This window comes from Symploca atlantica LB2515, from assembly GCF_052546295.1.
This window is the reverse complement of the sequence record NZ_JBQWMT010000001.1, coordinates 6,036,230-6,052,706: the sequence shown is the minus strand read 5'-3', so window position 1 is coordinate 6,052,706 and position 16,477 is coordinate 6,036,230. Positions and strand designations below refer to the sequence as shown.

Here is a 16,477-nt window from a genome sequence, read left to right as displayed (position 1 = left end):
AAAAAATCTAAAAAGTAGTTCCCATTTTTCGTAGCCAACGATAATGGGATGATAATCCTGACCAAAAAGAACTATGTTGGTTATATCCCACTCCATATTCTCGACAAGTCTGCTCCACGACTTTAGATAGTTCAGGATAGTTAATATGGCAGATATTGGGGAATAAATGATGCTCGACTTGGAAATTCAATCCACCCAGAAGCCATGTCATCAAATGGTTATTCCGAGAGAAGTTTATCGTTGTTTCGATCTGATGCACCGCCCAATCTTTCTCAATGAGACTCACCTCGGCAATTGGTAATGGAAAATCGGCTTCTTCGACCATATGCGCTAGTTGAAATACTACGCTCAGCACTACTCCCAAGGTGACAGCTACTAATCCATAGCTCCCTAAAACTTGCCATAGCGCATGAAATTGTAACGGAATCGCAAAGGCAAGCGCGAAAAATACCAGTTTGCCACCAAAAAATATCACTAGATTACTGGACTTAGGACGTGGATAGCGGCGATCGCCAATTTTGCCAGCGATCAGACAATAAAAATCATCATAAAAATGCCACTTAATCGCTAGCAATCCATACAACAACCACAAATAATAATGTTGCCAACGATGGAAGGCTAAGTGCGGATGAGAAGGAGAAAGTCGCCCCAAAATTCCCACCTCCAAATCCATGTCATAACCAGCAATATTGGTATAGGTATGATGGAGAACATCGTGCTTCCAATGCCAAATATAAGAACTGCCGCCAATCAAATCTAAACTCATCGCCATGAGTTTATTAACCCATAGCGAATCGGAATATGCGTGATGTGCGCCGTCATGTTGAATACCAAAACCAATGCCTGCGGTAACGACACCGAGCATAATGCACAAGGGAATTACCTGCCACCATGTCTGAGCTACCAAAACCAATAGAGAATATAATCCGAAAAAGCTAAACAACAAGATAATGGTTTTCGCATACATTTGCGGACAATCACGAGCCTTGCGATCTGGATTTTGAAAAAATTCGTCAACCCTTCGTCTTAGTTCCGTCTTAAACCCACTATTCTTGCCAAACTTCAATTTTTTTGCTGTCTCTTTTTCCAGAACCACAGACTGATGAGATTTATTGACTTGCATCTTGTACTGTATTTAACTCTCAAATATTAATATCGCGCATGTTCTCCCTCGTTAAATTTGTATACCATAACGGGAGCTGTCACCACCATTTATCTCAATCACGCCGATCGCTGAGATGAATTTCACGATTGGTTAGTTGTCGATAAACGATCTCAATCGCAAATGCCAGAGCTACCATTAAAATCACGATCCAGAGATTTCTCGGATTTGTTTGGGCGGTTTGAGCGAGTAGCACCACGACAGCAGCTAGACAGGCAACAGTACCCAAAAATGAAATCCATCGATAGCTATTAGTTCGTTTATAAAGCCGCACATTAGCAAAGTTGACAGCCGCAAAAATGAGTAAAAAGCCTGAGCTGCCCATTGTCGAGATGCCAGAGAGATCGAACACATTAGCAATAATTAGGGTTAAGCCACTGGTAATTAATAACCCCTCAACGGGCTGATTCCAGATCTTTTTTTCTAACGAAGTGGGTAACTCTCCAGATTTAGCAATGATAAAACTCAGGCGTGAGGTGCCGTAAAGTGTGGCATTGAGGGCTGAAGCCGTTGAGAGTAAAGCGGCGATCGCAATTAAACTAAAACCAGCCTGCCCCATGAATGGTTTAGCCGCCGCCGCCAATGCGTATTCTTTAGCCGCAACGATTTGTTCAGTCGGTAAAGAGCCTACGGTGATGCCTGCAATCAGAATGTACAGCAACAGCACAAATACAACCGCTGAATAATAAGCACGAGGCAATGTACGCTCAGGATGCTTTACATCTTCGGCGGTGTTGGCCATCAACTCAAAGCCTTCAAACGCTAAGAAAATAATCATGCCGCCTGAAATGATCGACAGCGGCGAAGCCCAAGTAGAGGGTTGCAATTGCGCCAAATCAACGCCTCGCGCACCAATGCCAATAAATACGCCCAGGATGATCAGTTTGAAGGCAACAATCCAGCTTTCGGCTTTACCAATCAAATCAGCGCTAAGAAAGTTAAGCCCAGTAATGCCGATGATCGCCCCGCTGATGAGCAGATGCCTGATCCAGACTTGGGCAGACTCTGGGAAAAACACTGCACCGTAGCTGCCAAATGCAGATGCGTAGAGAGAAAGCATCACGATGTAACTCAGCCACAGCAATAGGTTCATTCCCCCTGTCAGAACGCCTGTGCCAAAGGCTTTATTTAAAAAGGTGACAGTTCCCCCTCGACTTGGGAAAGCGATCGAGAGTTGGACTTGACACTCCCGCCGCTAAATCAAAGGCTTGCCCTCGAGCAAAGCGAAGGGTTATAGCGGGGGATTCTTCCTTCAACCAGCGAACTTAGTATCTTGATTTTCATCAAGACAAAAGAGGCTCATCTGTCCGGAAGCGTTGGTCCAGTATTCCTGGAATGTTCCCGCATGCCCTGCGGTACGTAGTCCTAATTTGAGAATGTTTTTCGCCGCGTTTTCATCACGATCTAATACAGTTCCACAACCGCATTTGTGAGTTCTAGTACTAAGCGATTTCTTGACGGTTGCGCCGCAATTAGAGCAGTTTTGACTAGTGTAGTGGGGAGGTACGGACACGGTTACCGTGCCAAATACCTTCCCAAAGTATTCCACCCAAGTCCTAAACATCGTCCAACTAGCATCAGAAATAGACTTAGCTAGTTTGTGGTTGTTCACCATATTTCGCACTTTTAAGTCTTCATAGGCTACCAAGTCGTTAGACCGGATTACGCACAATGCAGTCTTAACTGCAAAGTCTTTACGTTGCCTACTTACTTTGAGGTGCTTTCTTGCAAGCTTTTGCTTGGCTTTCTTGTAGCTACTTGACTGAGCCTGACCTTTCTTGAACTTTCGAGAGACTCGCTTCTGTAGGCGCTTTAGGGCTTTTTCAGACTTTCTCAGGTACTTGGGACTATCAATCTTGTTACCATCAGAGTCTGTGTAGAAAGCACAGATGCCAACATCAAGTCCTACAGTTTTACCTGTTGGCTGTCTCTCCTCAGTCCGGTCATAGTCGATACAAAACTGGACATAAAAACCGTCAGCTCTACGTACTACCCTGACTCGCTTGATTTGCTCAAGTTGGTAGTAGTTTAAGTTTCGACTGCCGTAGAGTTTGAACTCGCCAGCATTGAAGCCGTCAGTGAAGGTTATTCTGTCTCGATTTTCAGACAGCTTCCAGCCCGTGACTTTGTATTCTACTGAGCCGTGGGCGGGTCTATTTTTCTTGTATTTTGGGTAGCCTTTCTTGCCTGGTATCTGCTTTTTGCAGTTATCGAAGAACCTAGAAATAGCTGCCCAAGTACGCTCTGCCATAGCTTGACGAGCTTGTGAGTTAAGGTTTTTAGTCCAAGGGAAGTCTGTATTTCTGGCTAATCGCGTGACGTATTTGTATAAGTCGTTCCGACTCTTGGCGTTGCCATCTTCCCAAAAACGAAGACAAGAATTACGGATAAACAAACCAGTGCGAATGGCTTCGTTTAGCCTCTCGTACTGGTTTATATTTCCCTTTAACTTGGCTTCGTAGACTAGCATTTATCACTTAACAACCACGATAAAATACTAGCACAAGTGCTTTTCACTGGCAATTCATCTCACCGCTAAATCAGAGATTATAGCGGGAGCTTTCTTGCCGAATTAGGTAAGCATAGGTAGTGAGTAAGGCAACAACACCTGCGATCGCAAATGCTAACGGTGCGCCTCCCTGAGCTAACTGCACCGACAACCCCAAAACGGCGAAGATGCCGCCACCCACCATGCCACCGATGCCGACGGCAACCACTGACCAAAACCCCATGTTACGCTCTGCCATTTTTAACTTGCCTCGTATAGTTTCTACAGGCGATCGCCCTTTCCCCACGAGATTCACTTTCTTGCAGCCCTTTGCGGTTATCGTGTCCTGCGTGTTGCTGTTGATCTGTCATGTTTTTCACAAAAAATTGTAATTCTATTTGTCTTAAACCTCATTGGCGATCGCCACAGCTCCATTGCTTCGCTTGTTCTAATTCGGCATTCAGAAACAATTTAAATTTGCTCGGAATCAGCCATTTAAAAGCCCAAACTTAAGCTCTAGCTAACTGTGGGGAAAGTTGAGGTTTATTCAAACTAATCAGTTGAGCAACTCGATAAGCTGAATCGATCGCCCCTCCATGCAAGCCATCGCCAAGATAGGCTCCCGCATGGTAAGTGTTATTCTCGCCATTCGTGGCAACCACTTCATTTCGGTATCGAAAAGACTCAGTGGTATATAACGGCGTGTGGTGTTCCTGTGTGTGAATAATGCGATCTGCTTGCAGCAGCGCCTCGCTATCGCCCGCAATCAATTCTTCCAATTGGAACGATAAAAAATGATGTTGAGGTGACGAGGAGATGCCGCAAAGTTGATTCAAGTAGCCGTTATAACCCCAGCTAGTTTTTGTCTGGAAGAAATCAAATTCTGAAGGTGTTTTAATATCATGGGGGGCGTACATAGAACTATCGCGATGAACGATGCTGGTTATATGGTTTGCTTTCCATGCAGAAAATCGTTTAGTTTCCGCCTCGGTTGGGTCTGCTAATAAAGCCATCACTTGGTCAGGTGATGTCGCAAATACGACCTTATCAAATTCCCGCATCTCACCTGTCGTTCGCACAACTTTCACAACATCCAAGCTTCTGGAAATACGAGCAATCTCTGCATTCAGTAAAATATCACCCTTAAATCGTGCCAAGATTTTTTCGATATAAGTATACACACCGCCTTTAACCCTGACCCAATTGACTGAGATATAGTCGAGTAGCATCGGAATTGCTAACTCTGCGGGGAAATCATCAATCAGTTCAAATGGGATTGAGTAGCTATACATAACTAGTAATTTCAGCCAAGTATTGCGACTGCAAGGGCGTTTCAGGTAGGTCGATAGCGGTTGATTATAGAAATCTTGCACATTCGCAAATCGCACTTTTAACCATACTCCAGCAGAACGGGCGTAGATAGTATCGAGGCGTAAATGTTCGATTAGGGCGTGGAAACCTGAAAAATTCTTATCGATCGCCACTCCCGATAAAAAGTGGCTACCATCTTTGAGAAACATGGCTGAACCAACATTGACAGGTTCTAGCTCCACATCTAACTCTTTCATCAACGCCATAAAGCTATAAAATGCAGTCGGAAATTCAAGCACACCACTTTCCAAAACTTGATCACAATCGGCTTGGTTTGGCTTCACATTTTTATTCAGCGTCCGAATATGTCCTCCCAATATCGGCTGCCTCTCAAACACAGTAACTTGATGTCCTTCTTTGTCGAGCAAGTAGGCCGTAACCATGCCACTAGCTCCGCCGCCAATAATAGCGATTCTCATAATTTACCTTCAGATAAATAACATGAATATTAGATAGATGTTTGTTTGTTTTGCTGTTGCTATTTAGCGATCGCCTAAGATCAGATCACTAGATAATCGTTGATAGAGCAATGCACCTGTCCAAACTGTGGGAGCAAAGCCCGGATAGCCAGATGAGGCATTACAGAAATAGAACTGTTCGAGTGAGGTTTCGTGATTTAATCGCCCCAGACCCATATTTTGGGGAGTTAAACTAGAGCCGTAGGAGTTGCCACTAGGACTCCAGCAAAAACGCTCATTAGTAGTAGGGCTGCCCGTGATATGAAAGACCATATGCTTTCTAAAATTAGGCACATAGTTTTTTTCCACAACATCAAGAATAGAATCCAAGATTTCTTGTTTTTTCTGCTTATAAGCTTTGCGATCGCTCTCCCGTAATTGATTGAAGTAGCCATAATTCGCCACGGTCAGAAATTCCACAATCTGGCAGTCTTCGGGGCAGTCCCGACTCGCTGCTGTCAATAAAGTAGGCGTTGTAATCGCAAAACTAGGATTAGAAAAATCATGGCGATCGTACATTTGGGCGAAGGCTTCATTTAGATCCTGATGCCCCGTATGAAAGAGATTCCACTTGCCAAAACCGTAGTCCCGCAGATCAATATCTTTAACGACGCAGTACGCCATAAAGTTTGATGCTGAATATTCATAGTCCAGTTTGCGGCGCACAGTTTTAGAGAATTTTTCGATCCCAATCATCTTGGCGGCTCTTTTGGGATCAATATTGCAAATCACAGTATCACCCGTAAATTCATGGGTTTGATGGGTGGTGAGATTGATCGCCTCAACTCCTGTCACTGTTCTATTTGTGATTCTAAAATTCGTGACTTCATGGTTGAGCAGCACCTGTCCTCCGTGGGATTCGATCACTTTGACCAACGCATTGATCACGCTTTCAAAATGTTGAGTTGGATAAAAAGCCCCTGCTTGATAGCCTCGGAACAAGATGACCCAAGCATAAAATGAGAGTTGATCTGGAGGTAGTAAAAAATCAGGCCATTGCAGAGCTAATAGGGTTTGGGCAGCTTGGGGTAGCTGAAACTTATCAAATACATCTTGAAGTGTGCTGTTGAGATACTGGACGGTGCAGAATACCTCAATTGGCTGTTTGAGTAGTTCCATTAGCTTGATTGGCGGAGATAGCTTTTTCAAACCTGCGCCAGTCTTTTCTACGTCGTTGATGAATTTGCTAAGGCGATCGCCATGGTCAGGGAACAGTGCAGATAATCGCTGGATTAGTTCTTCTGGTTCCGAGGGAATGTCCAAGGCGTAACCAGGCATTCGCATATGGTCAAAGCCCTTGGGGTCATACCGCTCAAAGGTTATTTCCTGATCCAAGCCCAGTTTTTTGAGTACTTTGTTAACAGTGTGCCCTTCGCCGCAATCCCAGACATAGTGAAATTGCGCGTTAAACGTATATTTCCTCGCCATCGTAAAGGTATGTCCATAACCACCCGGATGCTCATGGGCTTCAAGAATTTGCACTGTCTTGCCAGAGTTGGCCATCAAAGCCCCAAAGGTCAATGCTGATAAACCACTACCGACAATCAAGTAATCTGGTTTCATATCTCGATTTCCTCAAACAATAAACATCTTTAGCCATTCAGTAAGAGGCTCTGAACTTGGAGTCAGAAATCCTTGCACTGGACTAACTAGCCGGGTAGCCAACTTTGGCGATCGCCTTCTTAATGGCTGATTCAGAAGATTCAGTTTCTACCAATACAATCTTGGTTTTTAGATCACTCTGAATGGAAGCATTTGCATCGACTGTTTTGATCGCGTTTGTGATGGCATCACACAACCAACACAGCTCATGTCAGAAACTTTCAGTTGGAGTTTCATAAGTATTAAATAGTTATTTTTTGAGTAGTGTTGCGAATTGATTGGGCTATAGTTTGAAGCCAAATAAAGCTCCCTTTCGCTTAGCAATAAATTGTGATTATATTTACCCTAAACATTATTGGCGATCGCCACTGATCCATTGCTTAGCCTGTTCTAGTTCCGCATTCGGAAACAATCTAAACCTGCTCGGAATCAGCCATTTAAAAGCCCATATCATACGGCGCAACCAGCCTACATCCGTGACTACCGCAACCCGTTCCCATTAATGATAATGCGCCAACCCAAATTTGCCATCATCCCAAAGTGCCATCATTAAAAAATCACGGAATTCATCGCCAATATTATGATAAAGAAAACGTACTTTTTGATGAGCATCGGTGGCGATCGCCAAACGCCATTTTTTATCCCCATCAAATTCATCCTTTCAAGCTGACCAGTAGACATTAGTAAAGTCCACAGTTTGCACGCCCATCCCCATCATTTCGCAACAACACCGATAAAAGTCGCACTTTATTGAGCATAAAATGAAAAAGTGTCCTTTTTAAAGCACAACCAAGGCGAAACTTGGGCAGAGAATTAGCCTGATTTTGGCGCAAACTTGTCATCCCCTAAGCAATGGCGATCGCCGGATTGCCAAAAATTTTCCAAAAAAAAGGGGAGCGATTAAGACCGTCTCCTCCAACGTGGTAATTCCTGTAATGCTTGAATTTCAAGGCGATTTATCGTGGCGACAAACCGGACTACTTCGCCACTGAACTGCCAGATTTTACTGATGCAGCTAGCAACTTCGCTTCAGGTGGTAGTTTTACCTTCGAGGCAAGTCCCGCCCACTGAAGTGCCTGAATAAACCAGTAGGTGAAATCGGGAAGATACCTTACTTTGCCCTCTGTAATGGTTATCCCGTGCCTTGCTGACCACTCGAACGCATGGTGCACACTGTGCCATCCTTCCCCAAGGGCTAAAATCGCGACAACCCAGTTATTCGTGCTCTTATCACCCGTTTCAAATGGGCGATCGCCAAACTTATGGCAAACCGAATTCACAAGGGCGACCCCATGGAAAAGTATTGTCGTACTCAGGAAAAAAGCCCCTAAATATTCCAATCCACCCACCCAATATGAAAAGCCACCGAGGGTGATTAACGGTACAAAATGCAGGCGATCAATCGTTTTCAACACAATATCCTGTTCGATATCAGCCGGTAAATGATTCGGGAATGTATTCGGAGAGATTAACCAGCGGTAATGGGACCACCAAAATCCTTTGTTCGAGTTATGGGGATCATTCGCTTGATCACTGAAACGATGGTGATCAAGATGATGGGATTTCCACCAACTCGGCCCCATTTGTCCTGCTGAGGCGGTAATAAAAGTACCGATCCATTTCACTAAAATGGGCGCTTGATAAGATCTGTGGGTAAGTAAGCGATGGTAAATGCTAGTTGTCCCCAACATACGGAGCCAATACCAAAACAGTACCCATAATCCTCCTCCAAAGCTAAGACCAGTAGACAGCAGAATCAATGTGCCAAAGTGACAAAGGATGATCAAAAGGGGACCTATGGCATAACCGATTAGGGTCAGTTTGGAGTAATTTCTCTTTTCTTTTTTCGGCAAGATGCTTTCAGGGATTAGGTTTGCGTTCTTGGGAGGGTTTTCAGTCAACATACTTGACTGCTTAACGTACTGACCTTGCTATGAAAGCTTGTTTTTGAGTTTTTTACAAACCTTAGGCTTTGTGATTTTGTCGGGGATTGGCGATCGCCTTCTTAATGGCTGATTCAGAAGATTCAGTTTCTACCAATACAATCTTGGTTTTTAGATCACTCTGAATGGAAGCATTTGCATCGACTGTTTTGATCGCGTTTGTGATGGCATCACACAACCAACACAGCTCATGTCAGAAACTTTCAGTTGGAGTTTCATAAGTATTAAATAGTTATTTTTTGAGTAGTGTTGCGAATTGATTGGGCTATAGTTTGAAGCCAAATAAAGCTCCCTTTCGCTTAGCAATAAATTGTGATTATATTTACCCTAAACATTATTGGCGATCGCCACTGATCCATTGCTTAGCCTGTTCTAGTTCCGCATTCGGAAACAATCTAAACCTGCTCGGAATCAGCCATTTAAAAGCCCATATCATACGGCGCAACCAGCCTACATCCGTGACCACCGCAACCCGTTCCCATTCATGGTAATGCGCCAACCCAAATTTACCATCATCCCAAAGTGCCATCATCGAAAAATCACTAAATTCCTTGCCAATATGATAAAGAAGACGCACTTTCTTATATTTTGCGAGCTTTTCTTCCACCATCGGCATCAGCACTTTTTCATAATCATCGGCGGTGATCTTACCCACGGCGGAAACAGCTAAGACTTGCTCGGGGAAATCTGTCAGAATTTTAAACATTTTAGAACTCCTAAAATAATACTAATTCGTTAATTCATTGCTACATATCAAGCCTTAATCCCCCCGCCTATCGGCTTCCCCCCTTAACAACCGGAGTTTTAGTGAGGAGGGTTAGGGAGTATCCTCAATTTGTAGTTGTTATTGATCGATTTGGTATAAATATTTAAACCTTATGTATTCCGATATGCGATCGCCGCAAATTCTGGTTTTATAATGTCTTGAGAAAACCGATCAAGTCGGCTAAATCTTCATCGCCAATTTGCCAGCGTGGCATATCCCTGCTCAACATTTTTTCGCCGTCAGGGTCTTCACCTTTGGTAATCGCCAAACGGAATTTTTCGTCATCATCGAATTCATCCTTTAGGGCTGACCAACGAATGTCAGGGGCATTTATTGTTGTCTGCATTCCCATCATCGTATGTTCACCACCACGCCCATCGGAGCCGTGACAGGAGGCACAGGTTAGGAAGCCATTCCCCATAATTCCTCTCTGTGTGCCATTGCCCATCATTCCTCCATTCCCCATCATTCCATTCGATGAAGACACACCAGTAGGAGTAATATTCGTACTGCGATCGCTTGCCGCTGTGAAATAAATACGCTCACCATTAGAGGCAAATGTTTGCTGTTGTGCCATTGTTGAGTTGCCATTTTGCGACGATGTGGCAACTTGTCGAGAGTGATCTATCTGGCCGCTGTTAACCATATGTGACGGTGACATACATGAATAGAGCAAGATCGTGATCAGCATGCTGGTAAATAACCAAACTGGGATAAATCTATTGGGTCTGAGCGATCGCCGAATAAAAAGTTTCAAAGGTTTCAAAGGTTTCATGGTGGGAGACTCCAAAATTGAGAAAGAAAGTGTGTGATCTATGGGCGGGTATTAAAAACCTGAAAAATAACGATATTTATTAGGATTTCCGTAAATGGGGATGGGAAAACCATTGATGCAGCTTCCTTAAGCTGTAGGTGATATAGACTGGCTGATCGTGGTTAAACACACCGTAGGCACGCTGTTTCACCCAGTCCTCAATCAAAAACCAGATCAACCCATAAGCCCAGATCAACCCTGCCCAACCCCACCCGATTGGGGTCATAAAGATGCCATACACAGCAATTAGGGTTGCGAGTATTTGGGTTCCCAGGACGGCGGCTAGCAAAATTCGAGCGGGTTTAATCGACCAGAAAGGTCCCTTAGTGCGCGTCACAAAAATAGTCAGATGTCCGGCGATCGAAAGTTTCAGGTAAATCAGCGTTTGCAGAATGCTGCGATCGAGGTGAAAATATTGTTCCCCCAAATACAATAGCCCAAAGGATTCGACTACCCCAGTTATCCCCAGGATGGTTGCTAGTCCCAGTACAACGGGCATATTCCAAGTTTCGGGACGCTTGGCTGGACGGGTGTTATCGTAGGCAATGGAAATAATAGCCCCATCATTCAACAGTGCCAGCAGCACGATCATGATGGCGGTCACGGGATAGAAGTTGTAGACCAGAATGGAAAGGGTCATAAACAACAAAATCCGGATGGTTTCAGTAATCCGGTAAATGGCATAGTTGTTCATACGCTGGAAGATGCGGCGGCTTTCCTGAATTGCCTCCACAATTACACCGAGTCCCGGCGTGAGCAAAACAATATCGGCAGCGGCGCGGGCGGCATCGGTGGCTCCCGAAACGGCAATCCCAGCATCGGCTTTTTTCAGTGCCGGGGCATCATTAACACCATCTCCAGCCATGCCCACGAGGTGTCCCCGTTGCTGCAAGACTTCCACAATATGGTATTTGTGTTCCGGGAAGACCTGGGCAAACCCGGCGGCAGCTTCGATCGCATCAGCAACCTGTCCGGCCTGGTGAGGAGCGACTTTTTCCATCAGGCTGGCATCGAGGATATCTCCCTGAAGTCCCAGTTGATGGGCGGTTTCTCGCGCGATCGCTTGCTGATCTCCCGTCAACATTTTCAAGTTAACCCCTAACTTGTACACCGCATCAATCATCTGCTGGGAGTCGCTGCGGGGTGGGTCAAACAACGGCAGTACACCCAAAAACTGCCAGTTTTCCTGGGAGTCAGTCCGAGCAACCCCCAGGGATCGAAAGCCGCGTTGGGCAAACTCTGCGATCGCGTTATCCACTTGAGGCTGCACCTGATCGGCATTGGTTGAAAGAGCCAGAATCACCTGTGGTGCACCTTTGCTGACTTTAAGGCGATCGCGATCGGCGGTTTCAACGGTAGCTTCGGTGCGTTTGCCTACTGGATCAAAGGGCTGGAAGTGGACAATTCGATAGGCACCGAGAGATTGGTCAGGCTTCAGTCCCGTGAGGATAGCTAGATCAATGGGGTCGCCATCTTCATCCCGCGAGGCCAGGGCGGCGTTGAGAATTAGCTCTTCTGGAGCAGTATTGCCCACACAGAAAGGCTCTCCCAGGGTTAACTGGTTGAGGGTTAAGGTTCCCGTTTTGTCGGAACAGAGAATATCAATGCCCGCCATCTCTTCAATTGCCGCTAGCCGACTGACAATCGCATCCTTTTTCGCCAACTGTTGGGCACCTACTGCCATTGTCACCGACAGCACCGTGGGCATAGCTACTGGAATGGAGGCAACTGTCAATACCAATAAAAATCGCAGGGTTGTTAGCCAGGGCTCGCCCCGAAACAGCGCCACCATCAGCACCAGCACCACCAGCACTAGGGCAATTACGATCAGGTAATCACCGATTTTCAACACCGCTTGTTGAAAGTGGCTGACTGTCTGGGCCGATGCCACTAAGTGGGCAGTTTTCCCCATGTAAGTCCGAGCGCCCGTGGCATAGACAATGCCATCCAGTTCTCCTTGCTTTAGGATAGAACCGGAGTACAGCACATCTCCCACTTTGTGTTCTACGGGTAGAGATTCCCCCGTCAATGCCGACTGGTCAACCTGCGCCGGATCTCCTGACAAAAACCGTGTATCGGCAGGCACAATATCACCCAGACGCAACCGAATCAGGTCGCCAGCAACCAGTTCGCGAGCCGGGATTGTCGTCCAAGCGTCGTCTCGTTTTACCCGTGCTTTGAGTGCCAGTTTCGCTTTGAGAGCTGCGATTGCATTACCCGCCTGAAATTCTTCCCAAAACCCCACTACGCCGTTGGCGATCAGCAGGGCTAGAATCAGTCCAAAATCAACCCAGTCTCCGACTAGGGCTGAAAGGATGACCGCTGCTTCAATCATCCAGGCAATCGGTCCCCAAAAGTGCGACAGGAACTGCATTATTGGGCTGACCGTTGATTCGGGTAACTCGTTGTAGCCGTCTTGCGATAGTCGCTGGCTTGCCTCTGTCTGGCTCAATCCCTGATTGGACGTACTCAGTTGCTTTTGCAGCTCTTTTAACGATAGATGCGAAAGCGTTTCTGGATCAGCAGATACACTCATGAGATGACTCCTTAATTAATTCATCAAGGGTTTAGCAAATTATTCACGACTGGCAACGGTTTGCCACTCCTTAACTAAAGAGGATGGAACAGATAAACTAACAGCTTTTCCACCGATGGTTGGCAGGGTTAATTTCAGGGGAATCTCCGCCTGCAACTGCGGTAGGACAGATTTCATGTCATATTCTGCGACATTCGCTGGGGCTGGCATATCCAGAGAAATTTCGCTAGAAATATCCTTGGCGGTTAGAGTTTTGCCTAGAGATGTTGTTAGGTTCAGTGGTTGAGTGTGATCTAATTCCACCGCACCAGGAAAGCCCACTACGCGCAGAGAGACAGTATAACTACCTTCAGGATGGATGCGCTTGAAAGCGATCGCCTGCCAGGAATTTCCGGTCTGATCTCGCAGGTTTTGTCGGGATTGGTAGAGCATCTGCCCTGGATATTCTTTGATTTGGGTCACAGTAGCAAAAGCGGGTAGGGGACTGCAAACAACCAGTAAAACGCAGATCCAAGCAGCCAATAGCCAGCGCATCGGGCGAATTTTAAACTTGTTAAAGTAGATAAAGTCCATTATAAAAGTCCTTACAAAGTTAAACTCTCTTGCAATTCCAGAGTGAAAATTTTGGATTTTAATCCCAATTGTTGTGGTGTATTAACTAGAAGCGATCGCCTAATATCCCTAACACCAGGATTGTTCACCCGGAGGATTGTGCAGTAACTCGCGAATATTGGCTTCGATGACCCGGTAGCCCACATTGCCGTTGAGTCTCTGCCGTCCTTCATTAAAAATCAGGGTGGGGCTGACCGTAACCGTATACTCTTTGACCAAGTCAAAATCCTTGGATAGCTGAGCGTATGCCTCACCACTATCGATCTGAGCTTGGATAGCCGCGATCTGGAGTCCTAACTCCTCCGCAATTTCAAACTGCACCTTGCGGTCAGAAACATTCGCCATTTGGGTAAAGAACGCCTCTCGAAATGCCCAGATAGCTTTTTCAAATACCTGTTGCGATTGCTCTACCAAACCCTTTGCTTCTAGTAGTTGAATCGCATGGAGAAATAAATGACAGGATGTGGATGAATGTGGCGTAACTTTAGTCCAAATATCAGGATGAACGGTTATATGATCGAACTTTTTTGCAACCTCCTGAGTATGACTACTGTATCCTTGCAATCCCCCCCGATCCCGCCATCGGTTCTCCAGCTTTTCACGAGCAGCACCAAAGACAGGGACGAAGTGGTGTTCGAGCGCAATCTTGTCTTGAAAGGTTGTTTTCAACTCATCCAGACGGATCTGAGCAATATAAGCCCAAATGCAGAGAACATCGGAAAAGTAAAAGATACGAATGGGTTCCATTGTTATTCCAGTAGTTACCAAGATGAGGGGGTGATGGGGTGATGGGGTGACGGGATGATGGGATTGCTAACCCTCTCCCCATCACTTCATCCTCATACCCACCAGGGCTTTTCCCCAGTGCGGGGATCGGTTTCCGTCCAGGGCGAGATCAAAATGCTGTTATCGATCACTGCAACCTGAACAATCTTGAGCGGCAGAGGAGCCGGACCACGTACCACCGTCCCATCAGGGGCATAGCGGGAACCATGACAGGGACATTGAAACTGCTGATCCATCGGGTTCCAGGGAAAGGTGCAGCCCAAGTGGGTGCAGTTATCAACAATCCCTATACTGTCCAGGGTGTTATCTTCTTTGACAATCAGGTAAGTGGGTTCCCCTGCCAGACCCGCAACCAGGGCACGGGTTCCCGGTGGCTCTGTCAGGATTTGTGTAGCTGGGATTGGATGCCCTAGGATATCTTTAGCAAGAATGGCTCCCCCCGCTCCCGTTGTTTCTGCTGGGGGAATGAAGAATTTGCCGGCAACGTAGAGCGCGGAACTAGCAGTGGCAGCAACAGTTGCTCCGGTGATGAAGTTGAGGAGTTGCCGTCGGGATAGGGATGGACTTTCGAGAGGAAGACTATTGTCCATGATGGATCTCCAAAAGAGTTGATAAGTGAATTCTTCTAAAGTTGCTCATTGGTCTGGCTGGTACGAATTCCCAGGAGGCTATAAAGACCGCAAAAACCGACCAGAGCCGTCACCAGCAAGACGCTACCCGCAACGACTAGACCAATACCCAATCCTGTACCGCTGTAAAGGAACAGTCCCAGATAAAACAACACTGAAGCCAACAGTAAGCGGATCAGGCGATCAAGCGAACCAACATTCATTTTCATAGTTGCAATCTCCAACAAGGTAACTAAATTACTATATTAGTATATAGTAATTTAAAAATGTGCGATCAAATCACTATCGTTATCAACCTGCGATCGCGCTTGGTTTAACCCCTAGTTAATTGAGATGGAACAATTACTGACTGTTTTGGTATTGTTTCTCAGTCTCTCCTGCCGAATCTCACAGCGTCATGATTTGGCGATCGCTTCTCCTGCATTTTTCCAGCCTGGAAAACTTGGCGGAAATCCCTGGGCATTTTCATAGCCCAATAGGTGCAATGTCATCACTCCCATTGCTGATCGATAGCTCGTTGAACAGTACAAAACTACGGGGCGATCATGCGCGATTTTATCCAAATTCTGAGTCAAGGTTCGGAGCGGAATATTGATCGCATTAGGGATATGTCCTGACCGATATTCAGAGGGTTCTCGCACATCCACTAACAGGGTTTGAGGGTTCTTTAATAGGTTTTTCAACCCATCGACATTAGAGATCGTGTAGTAGCCTGCTGGCATTGACGTGAGAAAGCGATCGACTCCCGACTCCAGATTGAGGGTTTCTTCAGGCAGAGTTTGCCTCCTTTCTTGAGATATCGATCCAAACTCCGCAAGAGTTACCGCCATGATCGGGTTTTGCCCAATACCAACCAAGAGGCAAAAACATAGTGCAAAGCCCAGTAATAGGGTCTGAATTGATTTCTTGAAACTCATAAATTTCTTCTAAATTCCCAGTAAAAAATTGAGCCGATTTCATCGAAGTGTTGTCCCCAGGTCGTGGATATGGAGTACCCCAAAGCCATGATGTACAACCGATGCTTCAACGTCTGCTGCTGTCTGGCTGAATGATTTCTGAGTCTCGACGATGTAATACATAAGCTCACCTCAATCTTTATCTTCTGACTCGATTCTCTTGCCAAAGGCTATTGGGTAAAGTGTTGCCGAATCTTTGCGGCAAGCTGAGGTTCGGTCAGATTATCAACCGTTTCAACCCCGACAACCTTTGCTCCAAGCCGATTTTCTTCCAGCCGCTTTTGCAGTTCATTAGTGACCTTGCGATGATCAATCCATAGCCCTAATTGCTTGATCATTGATATCTCCTTTTTT

Annotated in this window: 20 protein-coding genes and 3 pseudogenes; 1 reads left to right on the top strand and 22 read right to left on the bottom strand. The window is 45.8% G+C overall.

The annotated features are described in order from the left end of the window. Positions 1-7 precede the first annotated feature (7 nt). The 10 genes and pseudogenes from ACT7WV_RS25125 to ACT7WV_RS25080 all read right to left on the bottom strand — a co-directional run bounded on the left by ACT7WV_RS25125 (position 8) and on the right by ACT7WV_RS25080 (position 7,709). The gene (locus ACT7WV_RS25125) at positions 8-1,123 is read right to left on the bottom strand and encodes a fatty acid desaturase family protein (RefSeq protein WP_445105485.1); all 1,116 of its coding nucleotides are present in this window, start codon (positions 1,121-1,123) and stop codon (positions 8-10) included. A gap of 94 nt (positions 1,124-1,217) precedes the next feature. Beyond that, on the bottom strand, positions 1,218-2,330 hold the full coding sequence (locus tag ACT7WV_RS25120; protein ID WP_445105739.1) for an APC family permease: 1,113 nt from the start codon (positions 2,328-2,330) through the stop codon (positions 1,218-1,220). An 84-nt stretch (positions 2,331-2,414) separates the two neighbouring features. Continuing rightward, the gene (locus tag ACT7WV_RS25115; protein WP_445102131.1) at positions 2,415-3,632 is read right to left on the bottom strand and encodes an RNA-guided endonuclease InsQ/TnpB family protein; all 1,218 of its coding nucleotides are present in this window, start codon (positions 3,630-3,632) and stop codon (positions 2,415-2,417) included. A gap of 106 nt (positions 3,633-3,738) precedes the next feature. Further along, positions 3,739-3,909: pseudogene (locus ACT7WV_RS25110) on the bottom strand (APC family permease); the annotation flags it as partial. Then, complete coding sequence (locus tag ACT7WV_RS25105) at positions 3,896-4,021, bottom strand: hypothetical protein (RefSeq protein ID WP_445105483.1); 126 nt, start codon at positions 4,019-4,021, stop codon at positions 3,896-3,898. The gene ACT7WV_RS25105 and the pseudogene ACT7WV_RS25110, both read right to left, overlap by 14 nt. 138 nt (positions 4,022-4,159) lie before the next feature. Continuing rightward, positions 4,160-5,440: an FAD-dependent oxidoreductase gene (locus ACT7WV_RS25100; RefSeq protein ID WP_445105482.1), complete on the bottom strand. Its 1,281-nt coding sequence runs from the start codon at positions 5,438-5,440 to the stop codon at positions 4,160-4,162. A 63-nt stretch (positions 5,441-5,503) separates the two neighbouring features. Further along, positions 5,504-7,042, bottom strand: a complete 1,539-nt coding sequence (locus tag ACT7WV_RS25095) for a phytoene desaturase family protein (protein WP_445105481.1) — start codon at positions 7,040-7,042, stop codon at positions 5,504-5,506. 82 nt (positions 7,043-7,124) lie between these two features. Next, positions 7,125-7,277 carry a cation transporter gene (locus ACT7WV_RS25090; protein WP_445105480.1) on the bottom strand — a complete coding sequence of 51 codons (153 nt, stop codon included), beginning with the start codon at positions 7,275-7,277 and terminating at the stop codon, positions 7,125-7,127. A 156-nt stretch (positions 7,278-7,433) separates the two neighbouring features. Next, positions 7,434-7,568 (bottom strand): annotated as a pseudogene (locus tag ACT7WV_RS25085) (SpoIIAA family protein); the annotation flags it as partial. A 12-nt stretch (positions 7,569-7,580) separates the two neighbouring features. Beyond that, positions 7,581-7,709 carry a hypothetical protein gene (locus ACT7WV_RS25080; RefSeq protein WP_445105479.1) on the bottom strand — a complete coding sequence of 43 codons (129 nt, stop codon included), beginning with the start codon at positions 7,707-7,709 and terminating at the stop codon, positions 7,581-7,583. 196 nt (positions 7,710-7,905) lie between these two features. On the opposite strand from ACT7WV_RS25080, the gene ACT7WV_RS25075 reads away from it, so the two are divergent. Further along, the gene (locus tag ACT7WV_RS25075) at positions 7,906-8,073 is read left to right on the top strand and encodes a hypothetical protein (protein WP_445105478.1); all 168 of its coding nucleotides are present in this window, start codon (positions 7,906-7,908) and stop codon (positions 8,071-8,073) included. Here ACT7WV_RS25075 and ACT7WV_RS25070 read toward each other — a convergent pair. The 12 genes and pseudogenes from ACT7WV_RS25070 to ACT7WV_RS25015 form a co-directional block, all read right to left on the bottom strand. After that, a complete protein-coding gene (locus ACT7WV_RS25070; protein ID WP_445105477.1) occupies positions 8,059-8,985 on the bottom strand; it encodes an acyl-CoA desaturase in 927 nt (308 codons plus the stop codon). The two genes, ACT7WV_RS25075 and ACT7WV_RS25070, sit on opposite strands and share 15 nt — an antisense overlap. Positions 8,986-9,046: 61 nt before the next feature. Continuing rightward, positions 9,047-9,202, bottom strand: coding sequence for a hypothetical protein (locus ACT7WV_RS25065; RefSeq protein ID WP_445105476.1), 156 nt, complete (start codon positions 9,200-9,202; stop codon positions 9,047-9,049). 156 nt (positions 9,203-9,358) lie between these two features. After that, positions 9,359-9,730, bottom strand: a complete 372-nt coding sequence (locus ACT7WV_RS25060) for a SpoIIAA family protein (protein ID WP_445105475.1) — start codon at positions 9,728-9,730, stop codon at positions 9,359-9,361. Between the two features lie 208 nt (positions 9,731-9,938). Next, on the bottom strand, positions 9,939-10,451 hold the full coding sequence (locus ACT7WV_RS25055) for a c-type cytochrome (protein WP_445105474.1): 513 nt from the start codon (positions 10,449-10,451) through the stop codon (positions 9,939-9,941). 193 nt (positions 10,452-10,644) lie between these two features. Next, complete coding sequence (locus ACT7WV_RS25050; RefSeq protein ID WP_445105473.1) at positions 10,645-13,140, bottom strand: plasma-membrane proton-efflux P-type ATPase; 2,496 nt, start codon at positions 13,138-13,140, stop codon at positions 10,645-10,647. 39 nt (positions 13,141-13,179) lie between these two features. After that, positions 13,180-13,713, bottom strand: a complete 534-nt coding sequence (locus tag ACT7WV_RS25045) for a DUF3122 domain-containing protein (protein WP_445105472.1) — start codon at positions 13,711-13,713, stop codon at positions 13,180-13,182. Positions 13,714-13,821: 108 nt separating this feature from the next. After that, complete coding sequence (locus ACT7WV_RS25040) at positions 13,822-14,499, bottom strand: DsbA family oxidoreductase (RefSeq protein ID WP_445105471.1); 678 nt, start codon at positions 14,497-14,499, stop codon at positions 13,822-13,824. Positions 14,500-14,591: 92 nt separating this feature from the next. After that, on the bottom strand, positions 14,592-15,128 hold the full coding sequence (gene petC / locus ACT7WV_RS25035; protein WP_445105470.1) for a cytochrome b6-f complex iron-sulfur subunit: 537 nt from the start codon (positions 15,126-15,128) through the stop codon (positions 14,592-14,594). Between the two features lie 35 nt (positions 15,129-15,163). Further along, on the bottom strand, positions 15,164-15,376 hold the full coding sequence (locus tag ACT7WV_RS25030; RefSeq protein WP_445105469.1) for a YgaP family membrane protein: 213 nt from the start codon (positions 15,374-15,376) through the stop codon (positions 15,164-15,166). A gap of 186 nt (positions 15,377-15,562) precedes the next feature. After that, positions 15,563-16,084, bottom strand: coding sequence for a rhodanese-like domain-containing protein (locus ACT7WV_RS25025; protein WP_463424203.1), 522 nt, complete (start codon positions 16,082-16,084; stop codon positions 15,563-15,565). A 42-nt stretch (positions 16,085-16,126) separates the two neighbouring features. Next, a pseudogene (locus ACT7WV_RS25020) lies at positions 16,127-16,246 on the bottom strand (DUF302 domain-containing protein); the annotation flags it as partial. 47 nt (positions 16,247-16,293) lie between these two features. Further along, positions 16,294-16,461, bottom strand: a complete 168-nt coding sequence (locus tag ACT7WV_RS25015; protein ID WP_445105466.1) for a hypothetical protein — start codon at positions 16,459-16,461, stop codon at positions 16,294-16,296. Between the last annotated feature and the right edge of the window lie 16 nt (positions 16,462-16,477).